23 protein-coding genes and 2 pseudogenes are annotated in these 21,579 nt (G+C 68.9%); 12 read left to right on the forward strand and 13 right to left on the reverse strand.

What is annotated here, in order from left to right:
• Positions 1 to 8: 8 nt before the first annotated feature.
• A complete protein-coding gene (locus OHU35_RS00325) occupies positions 9 to 1,244 on the reverse strand; it encodes a serine hydrolase domain-containing protein (RefSeq protein WP_405509142.1) in 1,236 nt (411 codons plus the stop codon).
• A 641-nt stretch (positions 1,245 to 1,885) separates the two neighbouring features.
• On the opposite strand from OHU35_RS00325, the pseudogene OHU35_RS00330 reads away from it, so the two are divergent.
• A pseudogene (locus OHU35_RS00330) lies at positions 1,886 to 2,752 on the forward strand (IS5 family transposase).
• 21 nt (positions 2,753 to 2,773) lie between these two features.
• Here OHU35_RS00330 and OHU35_RS00335 read toward each other — a convergent pair.
• Positions 2,774 to 3,739, reverse strand: coding sequence for an NAD(P)-dependent alcohol dehydrogenase (locus tag OHU35_RS00335; RefSeq protein ID WP_405504093.1), 966 nt, complete (start codon positions 3,737 to 3,739; stop codon positions 2,774 to 2,776).
• 108 nt (positions 3,740 to 3,847) lie between these two features.
• On the opposite strand from OHU35_RS00335, the gene OHU35_RS00340 reads away from it, so the two are divergent.
• The 4 genes from OHU35_RS00340 to OHU35_RS00355 all read left to right on the forward strand — a co-directional run bounded on the left by OHU35_RS00340 (position 3,848) and on the right by OHU35_RS00355 (position 7,191).
• Positions 3,848 to 4,528 carry a helix-turn-helix domain-containing protein gene (locus OHU35_RS00340; protein ID WP_359896187.1) on the forward strand — a complete coding sequence of 227 codons (681 nt, stop codon included), beginning with the start codon at positions 3,848 to 3,850 and terminating at the stop codon, positions 4,526 to 4,528.
• A 279-nt stretch (positions 4,529 to 4,807) separates the two neighbouring features.
• Positions 4,808 to 5,590: a transposase family protein gene (locus tag OHU35_RS00345; RefSeq protein WP_405504096.1), complete on the forward strand. Its 783-nt coding sequence runs from the start codon at positions 4,808 to 4,810 to the stop codon at positions 5,588 to 5,590.
• 98 nt (positions 5,591 to 5,688) lie between these two features.
• Positions 5,689 to 6,138 (forward strand): hypothetical protein, encoded by a 450-nt coding sequence (locus tag OHU35_RS00350; RefSeq protein WP_405504098.1) that lies wholly within the window; start codon positions 5,689 to 5,691, stop codon positions 6,136 to 6,138.
• Positions 6,139 to 6,396: 258 nt separating this feature from the next.
• Positions 6,397 to 7,191, forward strand: coding sequence for an IS5 family transposase (locus tag OHU35_RS00355; protein ID WP_405504099.1), 795 nt, complete (start codon positions 6,397 to 6,399; stop codon positions 7,189 to 7,191).
• On the opposite strand, the gene OHU35_RS00360 is transcribed toward OHU35_RS00355, so the two are convergent.
• The 4 genes and pseudogenes from OHU35_RS00360 to OHU35_RS00375 all read right to left on the reverse strand — a co-directional run bounded on the left by OHU35_RS00360 (position 7,139) and on the right by OHU35_RS00375 (position 9,338).
• A complete protein-coding gene (locus tag OHU35_RS00360; protein WP_372498807.1) occupies positions 7,139 to 7,672 on the reverse strand; it encodes a hypothetical protein in 534 nt (177 codons plus the stop codon). The two genes, OHU35_RS00355 and OHU35_RS00360, sit on opposite strands and share 53 nt — an antisense overlap.
• A gap of 219 nt (positions 7,673 to 7,891) precedes the next feature.
• Positions 7,892 to 8,347, reverse strand: coding sequence for a DUF2267 domain-containing protein (locus OHU35_RS00365; RefSeq protein ID WP_189730843.1), 456 nt, complete (start codon positions 8,345 to 8,347; stop codon positions 7,892 to 7,894).
• Between the two features lie 65 nt (positions 8,348 to 8,412).
• A pseudogene (locus OHU35_RS00370) lies at positions 8,413 to 8,807 on the reverse strand (DUF2267 domain-containing protein).
• Between the two features lie 99 nt (positions 8,808 to 8,906).
• Positions 8,907 to 9,338, reverse strand: coding sequence for an Hsp20/alpha crystallin family protein (locus OHU35_RS00375; protein ID WP_189730841.1), 432 nt, complete (start codon positions 9,336 to 9,338; stop codon positions 8,907 to 8,909).
• Between the two features lie 129 nt (positions 9,339 to 9,467).
• Between OHU35_RS00375 and OHU35_RS00380 the strand changes: the two genes are divergently transcribed.
• From OHU35_RS00380 to OHU35_RS00395, 4 genes are all read left to right on the forward strand, one after another.
• The gene (locus OHU35_RS00380) at positions 9,468 to 10,100 is read left to right on the forward strand and encodes a type III effector protein (RefSeq protein WP_405509144.1); all 633 of its coding nucleotides are present in this window, start codon (positions 9,468 to 9,470) and stop codon (positions 10,098 to 10,100) included.
• Between the two features lie 70 nt (positions 10,101 to 10,170).
• Positions 10,171 to 10,701: an SDR family NAD(P)-dependent oxidoreductase gene (locus OHU35_RS00385; RefSeq protein WP_405504101.1), complete on the forward strand. Its 531-nt coding sequence runs from the start codon at positions 10,171 to 10,173 to the stop codon at positions 10,699 to 10,701.
• On the forward strand, positions 10,629 to 11,135 hold the full coding sequence (locus OHU35_RS00390; RefSeq protein ID WP_405504102.1) for an SDR family NAD(P)-dependent oxidoreductase: 507 nt from the start codon (positions 10,629 to 10,631) through the stop codon (positions 11,133 to 11,135). The genes OHU35_RS00385 and OHU35_RS00390 overlap by 73 nt, the downstream gene beginning before the upstream one ends.
• A gap of 2 nt (positions 11,136 to 11,137) precedes the next feature.
• Entirely contained in the window at positions 11,138 to 11,491 is a 354-nt protein-coding gene (locus OHU35_RS00395; protein WP_405504103.1) for a hypothetical protein, read from the forward strand.
• A gap of 200 nt (positions 11,492 to 11,691) precedes the next feature.
• Here OHU35_RS00395 and OHU35_RS00400 read toward each other — a convergent pair whose 3' ends face one another.
• On the reverse strand, positions 11,692 to 11,949 hold the full coding sequence (locus OHU35_RS00400) for a DUF6069 family protein (RefSeq protein WP_405504104.1): 258 nt from the start codon (positions 11,947 to 11,949) through the stop codon (positions 11,692 to 11,694).
• Positions 11,950 to 12,073: 124 nt separating this feature from the next.
• Between OHU35_RS00400 and OHU35_RS00405 the strand changes: the two genes are divergently transcribed.
• A complete protein-coding gene (locus tag OHU35_RS00405) occupies positions 12,074 to 12,268 on the forward strand; it encodes a hypothetical protein (RefSeq protein ID WP_405504105.1) in 195 nt (64 codons plus the stop codon).
• A 310-nt stretch (positions 12,269 to 12,578) separates the two neighbouring features.
• On the opposite strand, the gene OHU35_RS00410 is transcribed toward OHU35_RS00405, so the two are convergent.
• The 5 genes from OHU35_RS00410 to OHU35_RS00430 all read right to left on the reverse strand — a co-directional run bounded on the left by OHU35_RS00410 (position 12,579) and on the right by OHU35_RS00430 (position 18,185).
• Positions 12,579 to 13,169 (reverse strand): TetR/AcrR family transcriptional regulator, encoded by a 591-nt coding sequence (locus tag OHU35_RS00410; RefSeq protein ID WP_405504106.1) that lies wholly within the window; start codon positions 13,167 to 13,169, stop codon positions 12,579 to 12,581.
• Between the two features lie 531 nt (positions 13,170 to 13,700).
• On the reverse strand, positions 13,701 to 14,618 hold the full coding sequence (locus OHU35_RS00415) for an alpha/beta hydrolase (RefSeq protein WP_229873537.1): 918 nt from the start codon (positions 14,616 to 14,618) through the stop codon (positions 13,701 to 13,703).
• Between the two features lie 64 nt (positions 14,619 to 14,682).
• Complete coding sequence (locus OHU35_RS00420) at positions 14,683 to 15,744, reverse strand: alkene reductase (RefSeq protein WP_189730828.1); 1,062 nt, start codon at positions 15,742 to 15,744, stop codon at positions 14,683 to 14,685.
• A 422-nt stretch (positions 15,745 to 16,166) separates the two neighbouring features.
• Positions 16,167 to 16,979, reverse strand: a complete 813-nt coding sequence (locus OHU35_RS00425) for an oxidoreductase (protein WP_189730827.1) — start codon at positions 16,977 to 16,979, stop codon at positions 16,167 to 16,169.
• Between the two features lie 645 nt (positions 16,980 to 17,624).
• Positions 17,625 to 18,185, reverse strand: coding sequence for a TetR/AcrR family transcriptional regulator (locus OHU35_RS00430; RefSeq protein WP_405504107.1), 561 nt, complete (start codon positions 18,183 to 18,185; stop codon positions 17,625 to 17,627).
• Positions 18,186 to 18,302: 117 nt separating this feature from the next.
• On the opposite strand from OHU35_RS00430, the gene OHU35_RS00435 reads away from it, so the two are divergent.
• Complete coding sequence (locus OHU35_RS00435) at positions 18,303 to 18,989, forward strand: SDR family oxidoreductase (protein ID WP_405504108.1); 687 nt, start codon at positions 18,303 to 18,305, stop codon at positions 18,987 to 18,989.
• A gap of 164 nt (positions 18,990 to 19,153) precedes the next feature.
• The gene (locus OHU35_RS00440) at positions 19,154 to 20,158 is read left to right on the forward strand and encodes an NADP-dependent oxidoreductase (RefSeq protein WP_405504110.1); all 1,005 of its coding nucleotides are present in this window, start codon (positions 19,154 to 19,156) and stop codon (positions 20,156 to 20,158) included.
• A 302-nt stretch (positions 20,159 to 20,460) separates the two neighbouring features.
• Here the strand turns inward: OHU35_RS00440 and OHU35_RS00445 are convergent, their stop codons facing one another.
• Entirely contained in the window at positions 20,461 to 21,420 is a 960-nt protein-coding gene (locus OHU35_RS00445; protein ID WP_405504111.1) for a helix-turn-helix domain-containing protein, read from the reverse strand.
• Positions 21,421 to 21,579: the final 159 nt, after the last annotated feature.

Here is a 21,579-nt window from a genome sequence, read left to right on the forward strand (position 1 = left end):
TAGGCCGGTTAGCCGTCGATTGCCTGGTAGAGGGTGGTCCAGAAGTCGTGCATGGCCCGTGCCGAGTCCGGGGTGGACATCCCGGTCTGGGTGAGCAGGATGCCGACAAGCTGGTTGTCCGGGTCTGCGTAGGTCGTGGTGCCGGCTCCGCCGTCCCAACCGAACTGGCCGACGGGCGCGTAGTCACCTCTGTAGGTGCGCACCGCCATCCCGAAGCCCCATCCACCGTGCTGCCCCTGGCCGTGTGCCAAATGGACAACATTGCGGGCCCAGGCGGCTCGGGCGGCCAGCTGCTCGGGCGTGAGGCGGTTGCCGGTCATCAGCTCGACGGCCGGCCGGGACAGGATCCGCTCGGTGCCGTGCATCCCGTTGTTGAGCAGCATCCGGAAGTAGGCGTGGTAGTCGTCGGCGGTCGAGTCGAGTCCGCCGCCGCTGGACGGGAACGCCGGAGGCTTGCTGTGGTGCCCGCCTTCGGCCGGGTCCTCCACGGTGAACTCGCCGGTCTGGGGATCGGGGGCGTACAGGGGCGGCAGCCGGTGAATCTTGTCGGCGGGCACATGGAACCCGGTGTCCTTCATCCCCAGCGGATCGAAGATGCGCTCGCGCAGGAACGACTCGAACGGCTGGCCGGTGACTCTGGCCACCAGCACCCCGAGCACGTCGTCGCTGACGTTGTACAGCCACCGCTCTCCGGGCTGGTACATCAGCGGAAGCGTGCCCAGGCGGCGCATCCACTCATCCGGCTCCACAGCCGGCAGCATCCATCCGTTCTCGCCGTAGACCTTCTGCTCGAAGTACGCGCCCATCATCGGGGCGTCCTTCGCCGTCATGTCCAGTCCGAGCCCGCAGGTGGAGGTGAGCAGGTCCCGTACGGTGATCGGACGCTGCGCCGGGACGGTGTCATCCAGCGGGCTTTCGGGCCGCTTGAGCACCTGCCGGTCGGCCAGTTCCGGCAGCCACTCATCTATCGGATCGTCAAGTCGCAGCCGGCACTCGTCCAGCAGGACCATAGTCGCGGAGACCGCGACCGGCTTGGTCGTGGAGGCCATCCGGAAGATGGTGTCCCGGAGCATCGGCGCGCCGCCGTCGTGGCGCATCGTCCCGATCGCTTCGACATGGGTCTCCTCGCCCCAGCCGACCAGGGCGACGAGTCCGGGGATCTTCTTGGACTCCACATGCGCTTCCAGTACCTCGCGCAGTCGGCGCAGCCCTGCTTCGGAGAAGCCGTTGTTGCCGTTTCCCATCATGAATTTCCTTGAACGCAAGTGGTCGGTCTTAACGGTGCCGCGAGCATGCGGCGAGAGGCAGCCGGCCGGGCATGGCCCCGCGGCCGCGTGGTGCAGGCAGGCGATGAACGTGGTGCTCGGCCCCAGGGGGGGAGGGAAGAGAAAGCCAGGGCGCTGGGGAACTGTTCCGGGACTGACTGGGATGAGGGCGGCTCGGGCATGTGTCGTACCTCCACGGGTGTGCTGGTGCTCCGGTGAGACTTCCACGGCCCTCGAAAGGTTGCTCGCCTGGGGATGCTCGCCCTTCAACTCCGGGGGTCATGGAGCACTGTTCATCGACGCGAGCTGGATCGGGGCCTCCAACCAACAACTCGACATCCAGCCCCTGCCCACGGAGCCCGAGACACGCGTGAGAAGCCGTATCTCAACCGATCTTGGAACGTGTGGATCGAACAGGGATCCTTGTCGGGTGTCCTATCGGCGACACGAGCAAGAACACGCCCTCGCAGCGTAAGCATCGAGTGTCCAGCATCACGGGGAAACTTCAGGGGCGAGTGCCCGTTTGTGATCGTTGCGAGATGAGTTGAGGGGGCTTTCAGTTCAGATCGGGGCTAGGGCCTGTTGCGAAAGTGGATCTTGGTCGTGGATGATCACGCCCTGTGGGGCGTGGTGATCTGACGAATGGACAGTGGACCCGGCCTTTTGTTGCCGCAGGGCATCAAGCCGGGCCGTCCGCCGGTGTGGACGCGACGACAGCTGATAGACGGCATCCGGTGGCGGACCCGTACCGGTGCTCCCTGGCGTGATGTGCCGGAACGCTACGGGCCCTGGGATCGGGTCTACGACCTGTTCCGGCGCTGGCAGCGCGAGGGTACCTGGGCCAGGATCGTCACTCAGCTCCAAGCTCAGGCGGACGCGAAAGGCCTGATCACCTGGGACGTGAATGTCGACTCCACCGTCTGCCGGGCCCACCAGCACGCCGCCGGGGCCTCGAAAAAGGGGATCTGCAAACGGAACCGCCCGGCGGTATTGCCGTCGAGCCGGCCGACCACGGTCTCGGACGCTCCCGGGGCGGCCTGACAACCAAGATCCACCTTGCCGTCGAGCAGGGACAGAAGCCGCTGAGCCTCGTGATCACAGCCGGTCAACGGGGTGACTCGCCACAATTCGAGCCGGTCCTGGAAGCCGTCCGGGTACCTCCCTTGGTCCGGGCAGGCCCCGCAGACGGCCGGACCGGGTGCGAGCCGACAAAGCGACGACTCCCGCCGCAACCGGGCCTACCTGCGCAGACGCGGGTTCAAGGCGACCATCCCAGTCCCCGCCGACCGCGTCCGCAACCGCCAGAAGCTCGGCTCCCGAGGCGGTCGGCCCCCGAAGTTCGACGAAACCGACTACCGCGGGCGGCATGCCGTCGAGTGCGGGATCAACCGCCTCAAGCGCCACCGGGCCGTGCCACGAGATACGACAAGCTCGCCGTCCGCTACGAGGCGACCCTGTTGGTCGCAGTCCTCAACGAGTGGCTGTGACCAGCGCCTTCCCAACAAACCCTAGTCGACCCTGACCACGTACTTGCCCCGCACCCCGCCCGCCTCCAGCGCCCGGTGTGCCGCCGCTGTCTCTTCCAGCGGGAAGACCGTGTCCACCGCCGGCCGCAGCTTCCCCTCCGTCACCTGGCGGGCGAGGTCGTCGAAGAGCGCACGTTCGGGGTTGCCGCTGAAGAAGCGCACCCGGCCGCGTCCGTGGACGGCGCTGGCCGCGATGTAGCCCAGCGAGGCGACGGGCCGCGTCAGGTCGAGGGCGATGGTGACCATGCGTCCGCCGGGCTTCAGCAGCCGCCGTAGGCTACGCAGGTCGGTGCCCGCCGTGTCCAGGACCACGTCGAACAGTCCCAGTTCCGCGGGGGACACGGCCCGGTGGTCGATGGCGTGGTGGGCGCCGAGCGTGCGGACGAAGTCGAAATTGGCAGCGCGGGCCAGGGCCGTGACCTCGGCGCCGTACGCCTGCCCGAGCTGGACGGCGGCGTTGCCGACGCCGCCCGCCGCGCCCCGTACGAGCAGCCGTTCGCCTGGGCGCAGTGCGGCCTTGTCGCGGAGGGCCGTGATGGCCGTGGTGGCCACCGGCAGCGCGGCGGCGGCCACGAGGTCCAGTCCGTCCGGGACCCGGCCGAGCCGCTCGGGCCGTACCGTCACGTACTCGGCAGCGCTGCCGAATCCGGAGCTGCGGCCCAGGACGCCCCACACCTGGTCGCCGACCGCTACGCCGGTCGCGCCGGTGCCGAGTGCGGCGATCTCGCCAGTGAAGTCCAGCCCGATGCGCTGCGGGAACTTCCGGCCGGTGAGGAGGCGGGCCCGACCGGAACGGGCCGCCAGTTCGCCGCCGTTCACGCTGAACGCTCGCACGCGCACGAGGACCTCGCCGGGTGCCGGTCCGGGGCGTGGCACCCGGCCCACATACAGCACCTCGGGGCCGCCGAAGCGGTCGAACAGTACGGCTTTCATCGTGCGGTCGTCCATCGTTGGGTTCTCACCTTCGCCACCAGTGGCCGTGCGGGGGATCGTGGCGCCGAGCGTAGGCTGGCAAGCGGACGAGATCGTCCATTTGACCGGAGGTGAGAGAGAGCGGTGGGGGAATCCTCTCGGATCGCGGGGCAGGACAGTCTGCGGGCGGACGCCCGGCGCAACCGGCGGCGCATCCTCTCGGCTGCCCGCGTGGTCTTCGCCGAGCACGGCATCGACGCGCCCATGGCGACCGTGGCCCGACGGGCGGGGGTCGGCGTGGCGACGCTGTACCGGCGTTTCCCGACGCGGGACGCCCTGGTGCGGGCCGCGTTCGCGCACCAGATGGACACCTGTGCTCGGGCGCTCACCGAGGCGCTGGCCGACCCCGATCCGTGGCAGGGCTTCCAGCGGCTGGTCGAGACGGTCTGCGAACTACAACGGGAGGAACGGGGCTTCCCGGCCGCGTTCGTCGCCGCCTTTCCGGACAGCACGCGAGAACACGCGCGGCTACGGGAACAGGCCGAGCGGGACTTCATGACCCTGGTCCGCAGGGCTCAGGCGGCGGGCGCGCTGCGGGCCGACTTCCACCCCTCCGACTTTGCCGTAGCCCTGTTGTCCCACTGCGGTCTGGTCACCGCACTGCCAGATGACCGTGCGGCGTCCCGGCGCCTGGTGGCGTACTTGCTCCAGTCGTTCCGCGCCGAGGCGGCCCACGGAGCGCTGCCGGCGCCGAGCGCACTGTCGCTGCGCAGTCTTCCGCTCGCGGCCGACGGCTCCCAGGGACAGCGGCCCTCCAGAGCCTGATACGAAGCGGCGCCTGCCCGCGTGGCCCGCCCTTCGGGCGACCGCGCCACTTTCGCGACAGGCCTTACGACCTCGTGCATGGTTGGCGGAGGCACGTCGAAACCATGATCGTTGACCATGGCTGGTGTGGTGGGGAACCGAGTACGTGCAGCAATCATCCGAAGCCAGCGGATCACCGGGCTGACACCCGAGGTAATCGCTGAACTCGTCGCTGAGATCGGACCGTTGTGGCGTGAGCGGCATCAGGCCGGACTGACGTCACGGCCGCGCCGCAGGGCCGTGGGGGCTGGGGCGAAACACAAACTGGTCTTCGTCGACCGCCTGTTGGCCACGCTGGTCAGCCTCCGGCACGGTGCCACGCACGATGTATTGGCCTGCTGGTTCGGTGTCGACCGCTCCACCACCACACGTGCGATCGGCGAAGTGCGTCCCCTGCTCGCCGAACGGGGGTGCACCGTCGCCCCCGGTCTCCGGCTGCGCACTCTCGCCGAAGTCATCGACCATCTCGGCGCCGACGGACAGACCGGAATCGTCGACGGCACCGAGGTCCGGGTGCGACGACCGGCCGCCGGACGCAAGGACCGGGACAAGTTCATCTCCGGCAAAAACAAGCAGAACGCCGTGAAGTCGATGGTCGTCACGGACGCCGAGGGGCGGCTGTTGTTCTGCAGCCCGGCCGAGGCCGCCAGTTGCGCGGACATCACCCACGCCCGCAAGTTGGGCCTGGTCAAGCTCCTGGCCAACGGACCTGCCGTAGAGATCCTGGCCGACGCCGGCTACCAAGGACTCGGCGCCCAGACCGGCGGCCGGGTGATCACGCCACCACACCGTAAGTTCAAGAAGGACCCGCCCGAGTGGTACGAGGAGATGCACGAGCGTCAGCGCAAGGCCCACTCCTCACGACGTATCCGGGTCGAGCACGGCATCGGGCATCTGAAGAACTGGCGGGCCCTCGCCCGCCACCACGGCCGACGCGAGCACATGAGCGACATCATCCAGGCCATCGCCGAACTGCTCTCCCACCAGCAGACCGCCACCATGAACAGCGGTGCGCGAACGTGAACCCAGCGGCGAATCCGCGGCTTTCGACGTGCCACGGCCAACCACGCACGAGGTCGTTAGCCTGACGGGCCCTGCTCGCTCGATGGTGAGGAGAGTAAGTGCCCACTCTGGTCAACGCTGTTGATGTCCGGCCGCGCGTGTACTACAGGACCATCCAGATCGGCCCCATCCTCTTCGAACAAGCGCCGGCGGAGGACGACATTGTCCAGACCCCCGGGGAAGGCTGGAGGCTTACCTCCAGCGACAACGATTTCTACCCGTTGGTGCGTTTGGAGGTGTGGGACGGGCCCGCTCCTCAGCCATCAGGCTCTTGGGAGTACGAACGGGCTTTTCATTCTCCGATGGCAGATCATCTCGCGGTGGTCGACTTGGGCGGCGTCTGCTACGGCGAGATCCAGCTGCGGCCGGGACGCTATCACCTGCGTTTACTCTGCCGAGGGCGAGATCATGTTGAGGCTTCGCTGGCACTCGATCCCTTCCCGTCTGAAGGGCCGCACGAGGATCCCCTTGAGGTGTGGGTTGTCCAGATTTGGCCTAATGCCGACTGAGGAGCCGCCCCTCAACCGATCTTGGAACGTGTGGATCGAACAGAGTTCCTGGTCGGGTGATCTTCCGGCGATACGAGGGCCTCCCGGTAGCTCGGGGGTGCGACCCCATTCCGAGCGGTTCCCGGAGGCCCTGTTGCCGTTGTTGTACGCCCCGAGCCCGTCGACTTCAACTCACCCTCTGTCTCGTGCGATTGCCTCGCGCACGTGTACGGCAACGCGGCCGATCATCCCGATCGGGTGCGCCGGTATCCGTCGGACATGACGGATGCGGAGTGGGCGGCCATCCGGCCGTTGTTGCCGGTGCCGGCCTGGCTCCAGGGCAGAGGCGGGCAGCCCGAGGGCTACTGCCACCGCCAGCTGCTGGAGGTGATCCGCTACCTGGTCGCGGGCGGAATCTCCTGGCGGGCAATGCCTGCGGACTCCCCCGACTGGGGCCGCGTTTACGCATTCTTCCGCCGCTGGCGCGAGCACGGGCTGATCGCCGAATTCCACGACCGGTTGCGCGGGAAGGTCCGTGAACGCGAGGGCCGCGAGGCCGAGCCCACGGCCGGAATCATCGACGCGCAGTCGGTGCGGGCCGCCGCGACGGTGCCGGCCGCCTCACGCGGCTACGACGGCGGGAAGAAGGTGCCGGGCCGCAAACGGCACATCGTGACCGACACCCTCGGTCTGCTCCTGGTCGTCGCGGTCACCGCCGCGAACATCGGCGACCGGGACGCAGCGGCGGGCCTACTGAGGCGGCTGCGCCGCCTGCACCGCGACATCACCCTCGTCTGGGCCGACGGCGGATACACCGGCGGCCTCGTCGGCTGGTGCCGGGACAAACCCGCCCTGACCTTGGAGATCGTCAAGCGCACCGACGACAGGACAGGGTTCGTGGTGCTCCCGAGGCGGTGGGTGGCAGAGCGCACGTTCGCATGGCTGATGAACTCCCGCCGTCTGGCCCGGGACTACGAGACCCTGCCCGCCACTTGCGAGGCGTTGATCCGATGGTCGATGGTCACGCGGATGAGCCGGCGTCTGGCACAGCCACGGGCCGCCGGCCGGCACTGAATGCCCCCGACGCCTCCAGGAGAAGCCACCCGCGCTCCGCCAGGCGCCGAGCTTTCGACCGCAACCCCTCGACCTTCGCCGACGTGGCATCAAGGCCCAGCTTTACTGCGATCTCTTTGGCCCGAAGCGGCCCCTGCCCCGTGGACCGCTGCTGTTCCAGCACGCCCAGAGTCCGCTGATAGTCCGGCGCCAGAACCGTCACCGGCAGTCCTTCCCGCCAGGGCGGCACCATCGAGCCCGGCACCGGCGCGAGCGACGGCGCCGCTTCCTCCTCCGCCTCGGTCGTGGTCAGGGCAGTGGACTCGGCCGCAGCAACTGCCAGGGCCTCGAGCAGTTCCTCCCGCGCGATTTCCCGCCGGTCCAGCTCGATTTCCGCGGTCTCCAACACCTCCACCAGCCGCGCGACTTCCTCCCGCAAGCCCTCCACCCGCAGCCGGGCAGCCGCCTCGCGCTCCTCCAGCATTCCCAGCACCGACGCCACCGCGCACTCCTCGACCATGAAGCGGACACAAGACGCCGCGATGCCTCCCGCAACCCGAGCGAAACATGCCTGACCAGCAGGAATCCAGGCATCACGCTCGGTTGAGATACGGCTTCTGAGCCCGCCGCGCCCCCGCAGCCGGGGTTCACGGCCTTGAGACAGACCGTCACAACACCCAAGGCACACAGGCTCCACTGACACCACGTCACCATCAGCTGCTCAACGCAGTGCATGACCGGCCGGGGTGAGTTCGGCACGGCCGAACAGCAGCGCGTAGCCGGTGGGGAGCTGGTGGAGGATGCGGGTGATGAGGTCGGGGCCGGCGTGGGCGGCGACGGCCGCGAAGACGGAGCCGGTGTCCCACCGGGTCGTGGCCAGAGAGGCGCCGGAGCGGGCGGCGAGATCCTTGACGAAGGCCCATCCGGTCAGCGGCTGGGTGTCGGGGATCTGCGCGGTCAGGACACGTGCTGCCTCCGGGGGCAGGCAGGCGGCCAGGTCGACGCGCTCGTCGCCGGTCAGCTGACGTCCCAGCCCCGCCAGGACCAGGCGGACGGCTTCCTCCGCTCTCTCACGGGTGGGGTAGGCGCCTTCGTAGCGGACCTTCTCCAGCATCTGCTCATACGCCGTCCCGTACGGCTGCTGGTGCTCAAGCGGTGCGCGCACGCCGGTGATCACTGCGGTGTATGCCTTTCGTGGAGTCAGGGTGGGGTGGTGCCGGGTGTGTGGCACCGAGGTATGGGTCAGGTGGGCTGGGGGCGGCCGAAGAGCAGGTCGTGGCCGTCGGGGAGCTGGAGCAGGAGCTGCCCCAGCAGGTCATCGCCGGCCGTGTCGGCGACCGTGGACAGCACGGCGCTGACGTCCCAGGCCGGGTCTGCGCGGTGGCGCCCTCGATCCAGGCCGCGGTCGCCAGGACGAACCGCTCCGGGGGCAGCGGCTCGGCGCTCTGCAGCGGGTCGAGCAGGATCAGGGCGAAGTCCTCCGGCAGGCGTGCCGTGAGCTGGGCGCGGACCTCTCCGACCAGGTGCGCGCCGAGCAGGGCTAGCACCACACGGGCCGCGCGGTCCGCCTCGTTGCTGCTGTCGCACTCGCCGCGTTCCTTCACGTGGTCGAGGAACGCGGCGCGTCGCAGAGTCATGTCGGCCGCCACCCCCTTCTTCTCGGACTGCCCACAGGGGTGCGGAGGGCGGGTGAGGGGGAGATCAGGTGCCCGTCCTCCGCACCTGTCCGGCCGGTGTCAGCCGGAGATCTCCTTGTGGCCGGATCCGACGCCGATGGAGATCTTGCGTGGCTTGGCACGCTCGGCGATCGGGATCCGCAGGGTGAGCACGCCCGCGTCGTAGTCGGCCCTGATGTGCTCGGTGTCGAGGGTGTCGGCGAGCACGATCTGGCGGGAGAAGACGCCCAGCGGCCGCTCGGACAGCTCCATCTGCACGTCGTCGGCCTTCGCCACCGGCCGGCGCTCGGCCTTGACCGTCAGCATGTTCCGCTCGACGTCGATGTCGATCGCGTCCGCGGTGACACCGGGAACGTCGAAGGCCACCACGTACTCGTCGCCCTCACGGTAGGCGTCCATCGGCATCGCCGACGGCTTCGACCAGGTACCCGGGCCCATCAGCTGCTGCGTCAGCCGGTCCAGCTCACGGAAGGGGTCAGTGCGCATCAACATCGTGAAAACACCTCCAGCAGGTTCAGGCAGTTACTGCCAATGCGCCTCACTGACACCGTTGTAACATGTCATCCAATGGATGACAAACACGATGTCGTCTACTCGATGACAACCCCTTGGGAGGTGTCCGTGACCCCCGCCGACCAGCCGTCCTCGCCCAGCACCGGCACCCACAGCCCGGCCTCGTTCCTTGCCGCGGCGGCGGCCCTCAACGCCATAGACCACGCCCTGCGCGAAGCCCGGCACGAAACCCCAGACGCCCCCGACACTCCCGGTCCCGGCCCGGAACAGGCCCTGGCCTCCTTGTCGCTGCTGCGGCAGGTACGCGAACAGCTCGCCGGATGGGAAACCGGCCTGATCGAAACAGCCCGCGTCGCGGGCGCCAGCTGGGCCGACCTCGCCCACCCCCTCGGTGTCGCCAGCCGCCAGGCCGCCGAGCGCCGCTACCTGCGCGGTCGCCCCGGCCCCGCCGGGACCACCGGCGAACAGCGCGTCCAGGCCACCCGCCAGCGCCGCGCCGCCGACCGCACCACCGCCACCTGGGCCCGCCGCCATGCGGCCGACCTGCGCCGTCTCGCCGGCCAGATCACCGCACTCACCGACCTTCCCCCAGCTGCCCGTCTGCCGGTCAGCGAACTCCACGCGGCCCTCGCCCACGACGACCCCGCCGACCTCATCGCCCCCCTGACTGCCACCCGGCATCTTCTGGCCAGCACTCACCCAGACCTAGCCGCCCAGGCCGATACCCTCACTCCCCCCTGACCCGAGAGCACGTTTCCGAACTCAAAGCCCCAAGGCCGAGCGGTGACATCGGAGCACCGCCGAGGGCTGCTTGCCCAACCACGAACGGAGGGGCCATCCGACCCACACCGGCCTCGCGAGCGAGCCCCGCCTCGCTTCGATCGCCAGCGGGGAAACAACTCTCCGGCGGCCTGGCGGAGAGCGGAGACGTGATCTCGCCAGGGTCACCTGCAGGTGGCGCGTAGCCAGGGGGCGTAGTACGAGTGCGGCCGGCAGCGGTGGTGGCCGCGGACTTGGCACGGCTATCAGCACAGAGGCGGCGCCCGACGGCACCGATGCAGCGCTCGACGGACGCGATCGCTGCTCGCTGGAACGCCATGCCGGCAACCTGCCGGGGTCCCCGTTCGTCCTTGACATCGACCTGACTGCGACCAGATCGGCCGATTCGATTGTCAGCGCTGTGTTGGAGCGGTTCGGTCGCCTCGACGGGGTCGTGAACAACGCGGGCTCGGCCCACTTCGGCCCGGCGACGAGCATCACCGAGGCAGAGTGGGACGCGCGTTCTTCGCTCTCGACGTCTGCGCTCCGCTCATGCTCACCAGCAGAGCAACAGTGGCGATGACGAAGGGCGGAAGCATCGTCAACATCTCGTCCGCGATGGCGGCGGCCTGCCAGCCCGGCACCGCTTTGTACGCGGCGAGCAAAGGTGCCATCGACGCCGCGACACGATCCCTGGCCGCCGAACTGTGCGCGACGAACGCGCGGGTCAACGGGGTCCGACCGGGACTGACGCGTACCGGTGCCACGGCGTACACCTACCAGGACAGCACACTTCTGGACGCCTGCCACCGCAGCGTTCCGCTCGGATGGACCGGCGAAGCGGACGAAGTCGCAAGACTCACCACCTTCCTGCTCTCGCCGACAGCATCATTCAGCACTGGCCGCAGCCGCGCGTCCCATCCCCCGCCCTCGCATAGAGGCCATCGCTCGGCCTGCATCACTCTTGCTCCGGAGGTTGAGCTGTGGCTGACTGACAACGGCGCCGAGGGGGAGTGAACATGGGCAACTGGGTCGTGATCGCGGAGTACTACAGCGACACATACAGGACCGAGTTCATCTGTCGCGGACAGGAAACGAAGGACCAGGCGCTGAAGGTGCTCCGTGCCGCACTCCACACGTACTCACCGAGCAAAAACATCGTCGAGAAACGCCGCCACGTGTATCGCTTCGCCGACCAGGAGTCATACCTGGTGGTGATCAAAGGCAGGCTGACGGAATGGGAGTGCACCCTGCGCATCGCGGAGCTGATCTCGGACTCGACCAACCCCGCCGTGGCCGAGCGGGCACAGATGGACGACGATGCGGCAGAGCGGGCTGACGGGCCGCAGGACCGGATCCCGCCCGGATACTGAGCGGCGGATGGAACTCCGCTCAAGGCAGTCGCCCCGCAGAAACCACAGTCATCCCCGGCCGCACAACGCTCCAGCACGGCCGCCTCCATCTGGTGCTGCTCGCGGCCCACTTGGTCCTGGCGGTCACCCCCTGGCAGCACCGGCTCCCACCCCGGAGGACCTGCCGCCCAGCCCCCGGGCCAGCACCGCCACCAGCTGCATCAGAGCGAGGCAGACCCGGGTGCCGCCTCCATGGCGTCGCCGATGAACGGCAGGAAGGAAACAGCCAGTACCGCGCCGGCCACCCCGGTCCAGATGGCCCGGGCGCGCCGCACCCCGAACCGCTCCAGGACGGCCAGCAGGCCCCAGCCGGAGAGCGACGCGAGCAGTGCGACGACCGCCACGGGCACGGCGCCGATGTCGAGCGTCTGCTCGCCCTCGGCGATCCGCAGCCGGTGCCCCAGCAGTGGATCCGCCACCAGGCCACACCAGGACCGGAGCCAGGACGGCCAGGGCGCCTAACGTGATGCTCTACTGGCTGACCGCAACGGCGGGTTCGGCGGAGCCGATGTACTACGAGGGGGGAAGGTACGCCCAGGCCGGGTGGTTCCCTCTCACCCGTTCCGAGGTGCCCACCGCGGTGGCGAACTCGTCGGCGGCATGGCCGTCCGGCACTGGGCCGAACAAGCCAACAACGTCGTCCGCTGGAGCGAGTTCGACCACGGCGGACTTCGCGGCCCTGGAGGCCCCGACTTCCTGACCTGCGACATCAGGGAATTCTTCCGCTCCCTGCGGTGAGTCCACAACCGTGATCCTGCCGCGGTGGACGGAGCGGCCGCCAGAGGGCAGGCGGGACGTTGCGGCCCTCGCGCAGGACAGGGCGCTGACGGGCTCTGCCAAGCCCTTCAGTCGCTCGCGCGCAGAGACGATCATGGTCGACGGCCAGGAACACGGTGAGGCTAGGAGCGTTCCTATCGAACGCAGAGTCGAGGCGCGCGAAACCCACCACGGACAAGCTCCAGCAGCCGGCCTGGGTCAGCTGGAGAGAACCTGCTGGCGTCGGACTGTTCCCCCAAGAGTCACAGCCTGGGGCCGGGGATGTTGCGCATCACACGCACTGCCAGGCATCCAGCAGGGCGAGGGCGTTGCTTATCCCCTGATCGAGGAGCTCATGGGCGAGTTGGCTGTCGGTCAAGGCGCGGGAAAGCTGCAGTGTCCCGGCCATCAGGCCGAGGAGGCTGAGCGCCTTCACACGTGCGGAGGACGGGGCCTCGGGCGCCATGCGGGCGGCAATGCCGTCGATGAGGACCAGCACGCCGTCGGTGTACGCCTGCCTGGTGGTGTCGGTGCAGCGCCCGATCTCGTCGAGCAGAGCGGCGTTGGGGCAGCCGTCGCCAAGGCTGTCGCGGTGCTGGGGCGACAGGTACCCGCGGACGATCTGCTCGAGTCCGGCGCGGCCGGGCGCCGCCCGCGCGACAACGCTCTCGGCCTGCGCCTTCAACTGGTCGGCGATTGCCGTGGCGACGAGGTCGTCCTTGGATTCGAAGTGAGCGTAGAAGGCCCCATTTGTCAGCCCCGCGTCCCTCATGAGCGTCGAGACCCCGGAGCCGTCGATACCGTCTTGCTTGAACCGGCGGCCCGCCCTCTCGATGATCCGCCGCCTCGTCTCCGACTTGTGCTCTTTTCCGTACCGCACCACAGCACACACTCCTTCGCCGGCCAGAAGGACCAGTCGTCCTTCACCGACTTCGCCAGTCTATGATATTGCGAACGTACTCCAAAGAGTCGACAGCGGTGACGGTCCCTACAGCAAGGACGACGGGCGAGCGTCGGGCTTTCATCAGTGAGGGCAGGCACGAACCCAGCGCCTGGACGCGACCTCGTCGGCGCGGCTCATAGTGTCGGCCGTCGCCATGAGCCGCGCCGCCCCCCTTGCGCTTCTTGGGCCACTCCCCCGCTCACATCCGCCGCTGGTGCTCCATGTCCCGCCGCGGCAATCGCAAAGGTCGCCCTACCGGGGGCGAGCCGGTCGAAGCAACCGCGCCGCCGGGTGACGGTCGTACCGCAGCTTCAGCTTGCCGGTCACCCCGCCACGCCGACTCGCTGCGGAGCCGGCGAGGCGCAGTCGTCGCCCTTGACCGCCGCCGCGAATCGACCGACGGCGACCTGCCGCTGTTCGCCTGTGACCGCCAGGAAGGAAGGAGTCTGGGTCCCCACTCGCCGGGCTCGATCAGATCTTCGTCTTCTCCCGAACCCACGCGCCGATCTGTGCGATGGCAGCGTCGGTCTCCGGAACCCGGCCGGCACCGTAGACGTACGAGTGCTGGCCTCCGGGGACCACCACGGTCGCCGTGTCGATTCCGGCGTCCTTGACGCGGGCGGCGAACTGCTCGTCCTCGCCGGCCAGGACCTCGTACGTTCCCCAGGAGACGAGGGTCGGGGGCAGACCGCTCAGGTCCGCCCGGTTCAGATTGATCCGGGTGTCCGTGAACTCGATGCCCGTGCCGTCGATCCAGGCATCCCGGAAGAACTCCAGCAGTTCCTTGCTGAGTATCTTGTCCGTCCCGGCGTTGGTCGCGATGGTCTCGTTGGCGATTTCGAGGTCGCACCAGGGGGAAATCGACACGATGGCGCCGGGCAGGGGCTGCTTCTTGTCGCGGAGGCGAAGCGCCAGGGCGACGGCGATGAACCCGCCGATCGAGTGGCCGATCGTGATGATGTTCCCCGGCTCATACCCTTCGGAAAGCAGCCAGTCGAAGGCCGCCTCCGCGTCGTCCACCTGAGCCGGGTACTTGTGTTCCGGTGCTCGCCGGAAGTCCAGGACCAGTACGGGGGCCCCGGCGGCCTTGGCGATATGGCCGGCGAGCTTTCGGTCGACGTGTGCTGACGCCAGAACGGAGCCCCCGGCGTGAGCGTGCAGGAGGACGTAGTCGGTGTTGGCGTCGACGGGTTCGCACCAGATTCCCAGAACGCCACCCGCGTCCACCTCCCGATAGGTGACGCCTTCCGGCTCCCGGGCCGCGAGATGGACTTGCTCCGCCTGGATGCGCGCCGCGTCCAACTCGGACGGGGGCTTCGCCCCTGCGGCCAAGAACTCCGCGAACGCGGTGGCTTCCGGGCTCAGTTCAACAGCAGCGTGCTCAGACACGTGGTACCTCCATGGGGCCATCTGGGCATACCGGCCCGCCAGGACCGGCATCGCCGGGGTTTTGTCAGGCGGTGTAGGTGGGGTAGTCGGTGTAGCCGGCCTCGCCGCCGCCGTAGAAGGTGGCGGGGTCGGGGGTGTTCAGCGGCGCGCCGGCGCGTACGCGCTCGGCCAGGTCGGGGTTGGCGAGTGCCATCACGCCGACGGTGACGATGTCGGCCAGGCCGTCTTCGATGTCCTTCGCGCGGGTGGCGATGTCGGTGCCGGCCCGGTTGAGAACCAAGGTGTTCGGCCACAGCTTGCGGAGGGTGTGCAGGAGTTCGTCGTCGCCCCCGTGGCCGATGTGCAGGTAGGCGAGGTCGAGCGCGGCGAGGGCGCGCACGAGTGCCGGGTACAGCTCGTGGGTGTCGCTCTCCGCGATGTCGTTGAACGGGTTTCCGGGAGAGATGCGGAAGCCGGTACGGCCGGCGCCGATCTCCTCGGCCACGGCGGTGGCGACCTCGACGGCGAAGCGGATGCGGTTGTCGAGGGAGCCGCCGTAGCGGTCGGTGCGCTGGTTGGTGTTGGTGGCGAGGAACTGGTGCGGAAGGTAGCCGTTGGCACTGTGAATCTCGACGCCGTCGGCGCCGGCCGCGATGGCGGCCGCCGCGGCGCGCCGGAAGTCCTCGACTGTCGCGGCGACCTCCTCGGTGGCCAGCTCGCGCGGTACCGGCATCTCCTGAGGGCCGGACGGGGTGACCATGGTGCCCGCCGGCCGGACCGGGGAGGGGGCGACCGGCTGCCGGTGGTGGGGGGTGTTGTCGGGGTGGGACATCCGTCCGACGTGCATGAGCTGGATGACGATGCGTCCGTCGACGCCGTGCACGGCGTCGGTGACCTTGCGCCAGCCGGCGATGTGCTCCTCGGAGTAGATGCCGGGAGTGAGCAGGTAGCCCTGGCCGTCGGCGTTGGGCTGGGTGCCTTCGGTGATGATGAGGGCGTGCGAGGCACGCTGGGCGTAGTACTCGGCGTTCAGCTCGGTGGGTATGCCTCCCGGGGTGGATCGGTCCCGCGTCATGGGGGCCATCGCCAGCCGGTGCGGCAGGGAGATCTCCCCGGCGACGATCGGGTTCCACAGGGCGTTCAACATGGATGTCTCCTCAAATGAAGGGTGATGGAGAGCTGCGGGGTGGCGCGCTGCGGCGAGTGGCGTGTTCGCGGTGACCCACCGGATGGGCCCGGTGACCTTCCACCGTGGAAGTCATTGAGCCGTCGTCGTTGGCGGTGATGTTCTCGGGGATCTCGCCGGCGGCGAAGCCGAACTCGCCGCGGTCCGTACGTCGGTGACAACGGATCCGCGATGCGAGAGTCCCGTCCCTGCGGACGCGGACGGCGCCCCAGGACGGCCGCCGTCGCGCTGACCCGCCAGCGCGATTCCGTCGCTCTTCTGCAGAGAACGCCTTGTGCTCGATGCACTGCGCCGGGCCGTTTGCCGGCGTTGCTGCCGTATGACTCTCCTCGGCAAACCAATGAGTGACCGAGAAAGAACTTTCATGACATCCGAGACATCAGTCAGGGCATGCGGTTGTTCTTGCGGATCTGCTTGTCGAACGCTCCGGCGGGGACGAAGCGGCGCGCTGTGGTGACGCGTGAGGCCAGCGGGCCGGCGGTGTAACGCAGCTTCGGCTTCTTGTCGGTGGCCGCTGCGACGATCACTTTGGCGACGACGGCGGGGTCGTCGCCGCCCTTCATCGCATCGGCCATCACCTCGTCGAAGACGCGCCGTCGCTCCGCGTACAGGGGCAGCGGGGTGTCGGGCTGCGTGGCGTTGGTGTCGAAGCTGGTCCTGGTATAGGCGGGCTGGACGAGGAGGACCCGGACGCCGTGCTCGCGGACCTCGTGGTCCAGCGACTCGGAGTAGCCCTCGACAGCGTGCTTCGACGCGACGTAGAGGGCCATGAAGGGCTGGGGGGCGACCCCGAGGACGGACGAGATGTTGATGACGCGTCCGCCACCCTGGGCACGCATGTGCGGCAGGACGGCCTTCGTCATCCGGACGACACCGAGGACGTTGATATTGAGGACGTTCTGGGCCTGGGTGACGGAGTTCTCCTCGACCGCGCCCGCCGAGCCGATGCCCGCGTTGTTGACCAGGACGTCGATGCGTCCGAACCGGTCGATCACCTCTCTGACCGCGGCGGTGGCCGAGTCGTCACTGCCGACGTCGAGATCGAGGTACGTCACACCGGCGGGCGGGGTGAGCCCGGAAGTCCTGCGACCGGTTCCGATCACCTCGAAACCCGCCGCGACGAAGGCGCGGGCCGTCTCCTTGCCGATCCCCGATGAGGCACCTGTCACGAGCGCCACCGGCCTGGTTGTCGTCATCACGAACTCCCTTGGTTTTAAATTACGACCGTACGCCTTACGTTCGTACGACCATACGGGGGTCATCGGTCGATGGCAAGTGGTCACGGTGGGGTGCGGTACGGGAAAGACCACGAGCAAACGAGGAGCAGTTGACCGGGACGGCCGGCCCTCGCATCACCTGGGACGGCAAGCGAACTCTTCGGGATCACAACAGGTGGCGCCCCCGGGTACAGCTGGTGGCGGTCCCGGCTGTCGCCGAGGACGACGGATCGGTGGTTTGAGGCACTGCGCTGCGTGGGTGCCGGTGCCCGTTCGGTCCCTGGTTGGCGCCGAGAGGGGCACTGAGACCGGACCAGCGGCTAGGTGAAGCGCCGAGCGCGCGGATCCTGAGCGCCGACGGCCGCTGCCGCCCGCCGTCCGTGGTCGTCACCGGGAGAGGAGAAGTGGCAGAAGCGGCTCACCGACGCCGACCGGCGGCCCTGTCCCCGCCGTTCTGGGCCCACGTGAACCCCTGCGGCCGGTTCGAGCCGGGCATGAACTCACACCTCGCCGTGGCCGCCGCGGCGGCGGCCACGGCGCCCGGCCCCGAAACCCAGCCGGCTGCGCTGTTGGCGACGTGGCAGCGAAAGCCCTTTGGCAGGCTGCCCTGCCGCCTGGTACTGATCAGCCGGCTGCCGTCAATGCCGCGCGCGCGGCGCTGAGGATCTCCTCGGAGAGCGGGGAACCGTTGGTGGCTCGGGCCAGGACGAGCGCGCCGAGCATGGTGCACAGCCGGGTGATGCCGTCCTGGTCCTCGGTGGTGAGCCACTCGGCGAAGTCGCCCACGCCTTCGGTGTAGATCCGGCGGGCCTCATGCTCTTCGCCTTCGCGCGCAATGTCGGTGACGAGTGCGGCGACGGGACACCCATCCCCCGGGCTGTCGCGGTGTCCGGGGGAGAGATAGGTGTCGATCAGCGCCTGCTGGGCGGCGCCGCGCTGCCCGCCGTGCTGCTCGAGGCCGTCTTTGTGGTACTGGGTGAGCGCGTCGAAGGCGTGGGCGGTGGCTTCGCCGAGGAGCGCCTCTTTGGAGGCGAAGTGCTTGTAGAAGCCGCCGTGGGTCAGACCGGCCGCCTTCATGACGTCGGCGACGCTGACCTGAGTCCCCTGTTCCCGGAACAGGCGAGAGGCGGTTTCCACGACCCGCCGGCGGTTCTCCTCGGCCTGCGCCTGCGATACGCGACCCATCGGCCACCTCCCGATTGGATGTCGACTGGCATCTATCCTAGGCCAATGCTTAGATTATGAATGTAATCTAATTTTGGCCGCCGTCGCTCGCCGACGGCCGTAACGCTGGGAGTGGGCATGGAACTGAAGGACGCGGTCGCGGTGGTCACCGGCGCCAACCGGGGGCTCGGACGGCATCTGGCCACCCAGCTCGTGGAGCGCGGAGCGACGGTGTACGCGGCAGTCCGGCGCCCCGAGACGGTGGACCTGCCGGGGGTCACCCCGCTGCGGCTCGACGTGACGGACGAGGAGTCGATCCGGGCCGCGGCCCGCACCGCGTGCGACGCGACGCTGCTGGTGAACAACGCCGGAATCTCCACCGGAACTCCGCTGGTCGCGGGCAGCCCGGAAGCGGTGCGCCTGGAGATGGACACGAACTTCTTCGGTCCGCTCGCGGTGACGCGGGCCTTCGCCCCCGTCATAGAGGCCAACGGCGGAGGTGCCGTGCTCAACGTCCTGTCTGTCCTGTCCTGGCTGCACCCGGCCGACCTCGGAGCCTATGCGGCGGCCAAGGCGGCAGCGTGGGCGCTGACCGGCGCGGCCCGGGAAGAACTGGCACCCCGCGGCATCGCCGTCTCGGCGCTGCACGTCGGATACATGGACACCGGCATGGCCGCGAGCGTGCCTGCCGACCAGAAGGCCGACCCCGCCGAGGTTGCCGCGCAGGCCCTGTCCGGTATCGAGAGGGGACTGCCCGAGATCCTTGCCGACGAGATCACCCGGCACGTGAAGCAGAGCCTGGCCACATCGCCGAACGCGGCATGAGGCGCGCATCGCCCCACCGGCGACCTTGATGTCCGGCTACGGATACGGCGCCGGGGACGGCCGCCCACCGCAGCGGCAGGGACTCCAGGAAACCGAAACAACCACCACGAAGCCCGGCACGCACAGTGGCCACGTTCCCATGCGGACAGGAAGCGGAGACGACGATGAAGGCTTTCATGATCGAGCGGTACAACGACAAGGGCGGTGGTCGCATCACCGAAGCCCCAGACCCACAGGTAGGCGCCGACGACGTCCTGGTCCGGGTGCACGCGGCGAGCGTCAACCCGCTGGACTTCAAGATCCGCGACGGCGGCTTCAAGGTGATCCTGCCGTACCGTCTCCCCCTCGTTCTGGGCAACGACCTCGCCGGGGTGGTGGTCGAGGTGGGATCGGACGTCACCCGCTTCGCCGTGGGCGACGAGGTCTACGCCCGGCCCGACAAGGACCGCATCGGCACCTTCGCCGAACTCATCGCCATCCATCAGAACGACCTGGCACCCAAGCCGGCCACCCTCACCATGGCGGAGGCCGCCTCCCTCCCCCTGGTCGCCCTGACATCGTGGCAGGCGCTGGTCGAGAAGGCACAGGTCCAGCCAGGCCAGAAGGTCCTGATCCACGCGGGCTCCGGCGGCGTCGGCACCATCGCCCTCCAGCTGGCCAGGCAGCTGGGCGCGCACGTGGCCACTACCGCTGGCGCGGCCAACGCCGACCTGGTCAAGGAACTCGGCGCGGACGTCGTCGTCGACTACCGGACACAGGACTTCGAGGAAGCCCTGGACGGCTACGACGTCGTCCTGGACACCCTCGGTGGCGAGACCCTGGAGAAATCCCTGCGGGTGCTCAGGCCCGGCGGAAAGGTCATCAGTATCGCAGGACCTCCCGACGCAGACTTCGCCCGCGAGCTGGGCGCGAACCTGGTCCTGCGGCAGGCGATGAATGCCCTGAGCCTGAAGACCCGGCGCCACGCCAAGCGCCAGGGCGTCACCTGCTCCTTCCTGTTCATGAAGGCCGACGGAGACCAGCTGCGCGAAATCACCCGGCTCATCGACGCCGGAGAGATCCGCCCCGTCGTCGACCGCCTCTTCCCCTTCAGCCAGACCCGCGAGGCGATGGAGTACGCAGAGAAGGGGCGCGCCAAGGCCGGCAAGGTCGTCGTCACGATGGTGTGAGGGCCCCCACTACGCAACAGGTAAGCCCCGGCAACGAGAGGATCCCGCCAACCCTCACCCTCACCGGAATCGATCGAGACGGCGCCCGCTGGGCGGCGAGTCCGTCGAGCAGATTCAGCCCGACCTGATCATCCCCACTGGAAAGCGCGAGGGACACAGCCCCACGGTGGCCAGCATCTACCGGGCGCTCGCCGAACACTCCAAGCGCCAGGCATACCCCCGAAGCCGTCGAGCAGGCCCACGCCGACTTCGCCGCCCTTCCAGGCCGGCGAAGTCCCCGGATCGACCGCGTGGCTCGTCGTTCAGTCGGGTGTCCCGGCCGAGTCGGCCGACTCGGAGTCGCTGTTCAGAGCGGACTGCTCGATGTCTTGGTTGGTCGCGGCCCAGCTGGCCAGCAGGTTCAGGGCGTCCTGAGTGGGTGAGGCGGGTTCGGCGGTGTAGGTGAGGAGGAACTGGCTGGGGCCGTCGCCGAGTGGGAAGGTTTCGAAGGGCAGGTCGAGGTCGCCGACGACCGGGTGATGGAGGAGCTTCACGCCCGTGGTGTGCATCCGGACGTTGTGGGCCGCCCAGCGGCGACGGAATTCCTCGCTGCGAGTCGACAGCTCCCCGATCAGGTCCGAAAGCCGCCGGTCGTAGAGATCGCGGCCGGCCTCGGCGCGCAGCATGGCGACCGTGTCATTGGCGACTTCGTCCCAGTGGCGGAAGAACTCGGCGGCGTGCGGGCTGAGGAAGACGAACCGGGCGTTGTTCGGCGGCCGCACCGGGTCGGCGTAGACGGGTGAGAACAAAGCGCGCCCGAGGGTGTTGGCGGCCAGGATGTCTCCGCGTCCGCTGAGGACGAACGCGGGTGTGCCGGCCATCGAGTCGAGGACGCGCTGGACCGCGGGCCGAACGCGCTGCTGGGCCGGCCGGCGGCGTGGTGGACGGGTCGTGCCGGCGCCGCGCAGGAGGTCGAGCAGGTGGAGCCGCTCGGCCTCGTCGAGCTGAAGTGCTTGTGCGATGCCTTCGATGACGCTCTCGGAGACTCCGGTGGCGTTGCCGCGCTCCAGCCGTGTGTAGTACTCGCTGGAGATGCCCGCGAGTAGAGCGACCTCCTCGCGGCGCAGGCCGGTGACCCGTCGGCGCTCTCCGCCGTACAGGGGCAGTCCGGCCTGCTCGGGGGTGACCCTGGCCCTTCGCGTGCCCAGGAATTCCCGGATCTCCGCACGGAAGTCATCACGGATGTCGCGGTTGCTGCTTTTGGGGTCGTTCCTGCCTGCCATGCGCTTCACTCTACGAGCGCTTCCGCCGCGTCGGGGGTCCCTGTCAGTGACCCCCTCATCAGGGACTCCCACACTCGCGTGACAGCGGCTTTTGTTGGTGGTGCACCGCCCAGGGTGGTGTGAAGGGCCCGGAAGGGCGGCGCTTGCGCCGCCGGACTC

Origin of the sequence: Streptomyces purpurascens (assembly GCF_045040895.1) — a bacterium.
Taxonomy (GTDB): domain Bacteria; phylum Actinomycetota; class Actinomycetes; order Streptomycetales; family Streptomycetaceae; genus Streptomyces; species Streptomyces purpurascens.

Bases quoted from the DNA above. Each gene is read 5' to 3' on its own strand.
- OHU35_RS00325 (WP_405509142.1), bottom strand. From the start codon at position 1,244: ATGGGAAACGGCAACAACGGCTTCTCCGAAGCAGGGCTGCGCCGACTG.
- OHU35_RS00335 (WP_405504093.1), bottom strand. From the start codon at position 3,739: ATGGACGACCGCACGATGAAAGCCGTACTGTTCGACCGCTTCGGCGGC.
- OHU35_RS00355 (WP_405504099.1), top strand. From the start codon at position 6,397: ATGACGGATGCGGAGTGGGCGGCCATCCGGCCGTTGTTGCCGGTGCCG.
- OHU35_RS00375 (WP_189730841.1), bottom strand. From the start codon at position 9,338: ATGTTGATGCGCACTGACCCCTTCCGTGAGCTGGACCGGCTGACGCAG.
- OHU35_RS00395 (WP_405504103.1), top strand. From the start codon at position 11,138: ATGGGCAACTGGGTCGTGATCGCGGAGTACTACAGCGACACATACAGG.
- OHU35_RS00420 (WP_189730828.1), bottom strand. From the start codon at position 15,744: ATGTTGAACGCCCTGTGGAACCCGATCGTCGCCGGGGAGATCTCCCTG.
- OHU35_RS00425 (WP_189730827.1), bottom strand. From the start codon at position 16,979: ATGACGACAACCAGGCCGGTGGCGCTCGTGACAGGTGCCTCATCGGGG.
- OHU35_RS00430 (WP_405504107.1), bottom strand. From the start codon at position 18,185: ATGGGTCGCGTATCGCAGGCGCAGGCCGAGGAGAACCGCCGGCGGGTC.
- OHU35_RS00435 (WP_405504108.1), top strand. From the start codon at position 18,303: ATGGAACTGAAGGACGCGGTCGCGGTGGTCACCGGCGCCAACCGGGGG.
- OHU35_RS00440 (WP_405504110.1), top strand. From the start codon at position 19,154: ATGAAGGCTTTCATGATCGAGCGGTACAACGACAAGGGCGGTGGTCGC.
- OHU35_RS00445 (WP_405504111.1), bottom strand. From the start codon at position 21,420: ATGGCAGGCAGGAACGACCCCAAAAGCAGCAACCGCGACATCCGTGAT.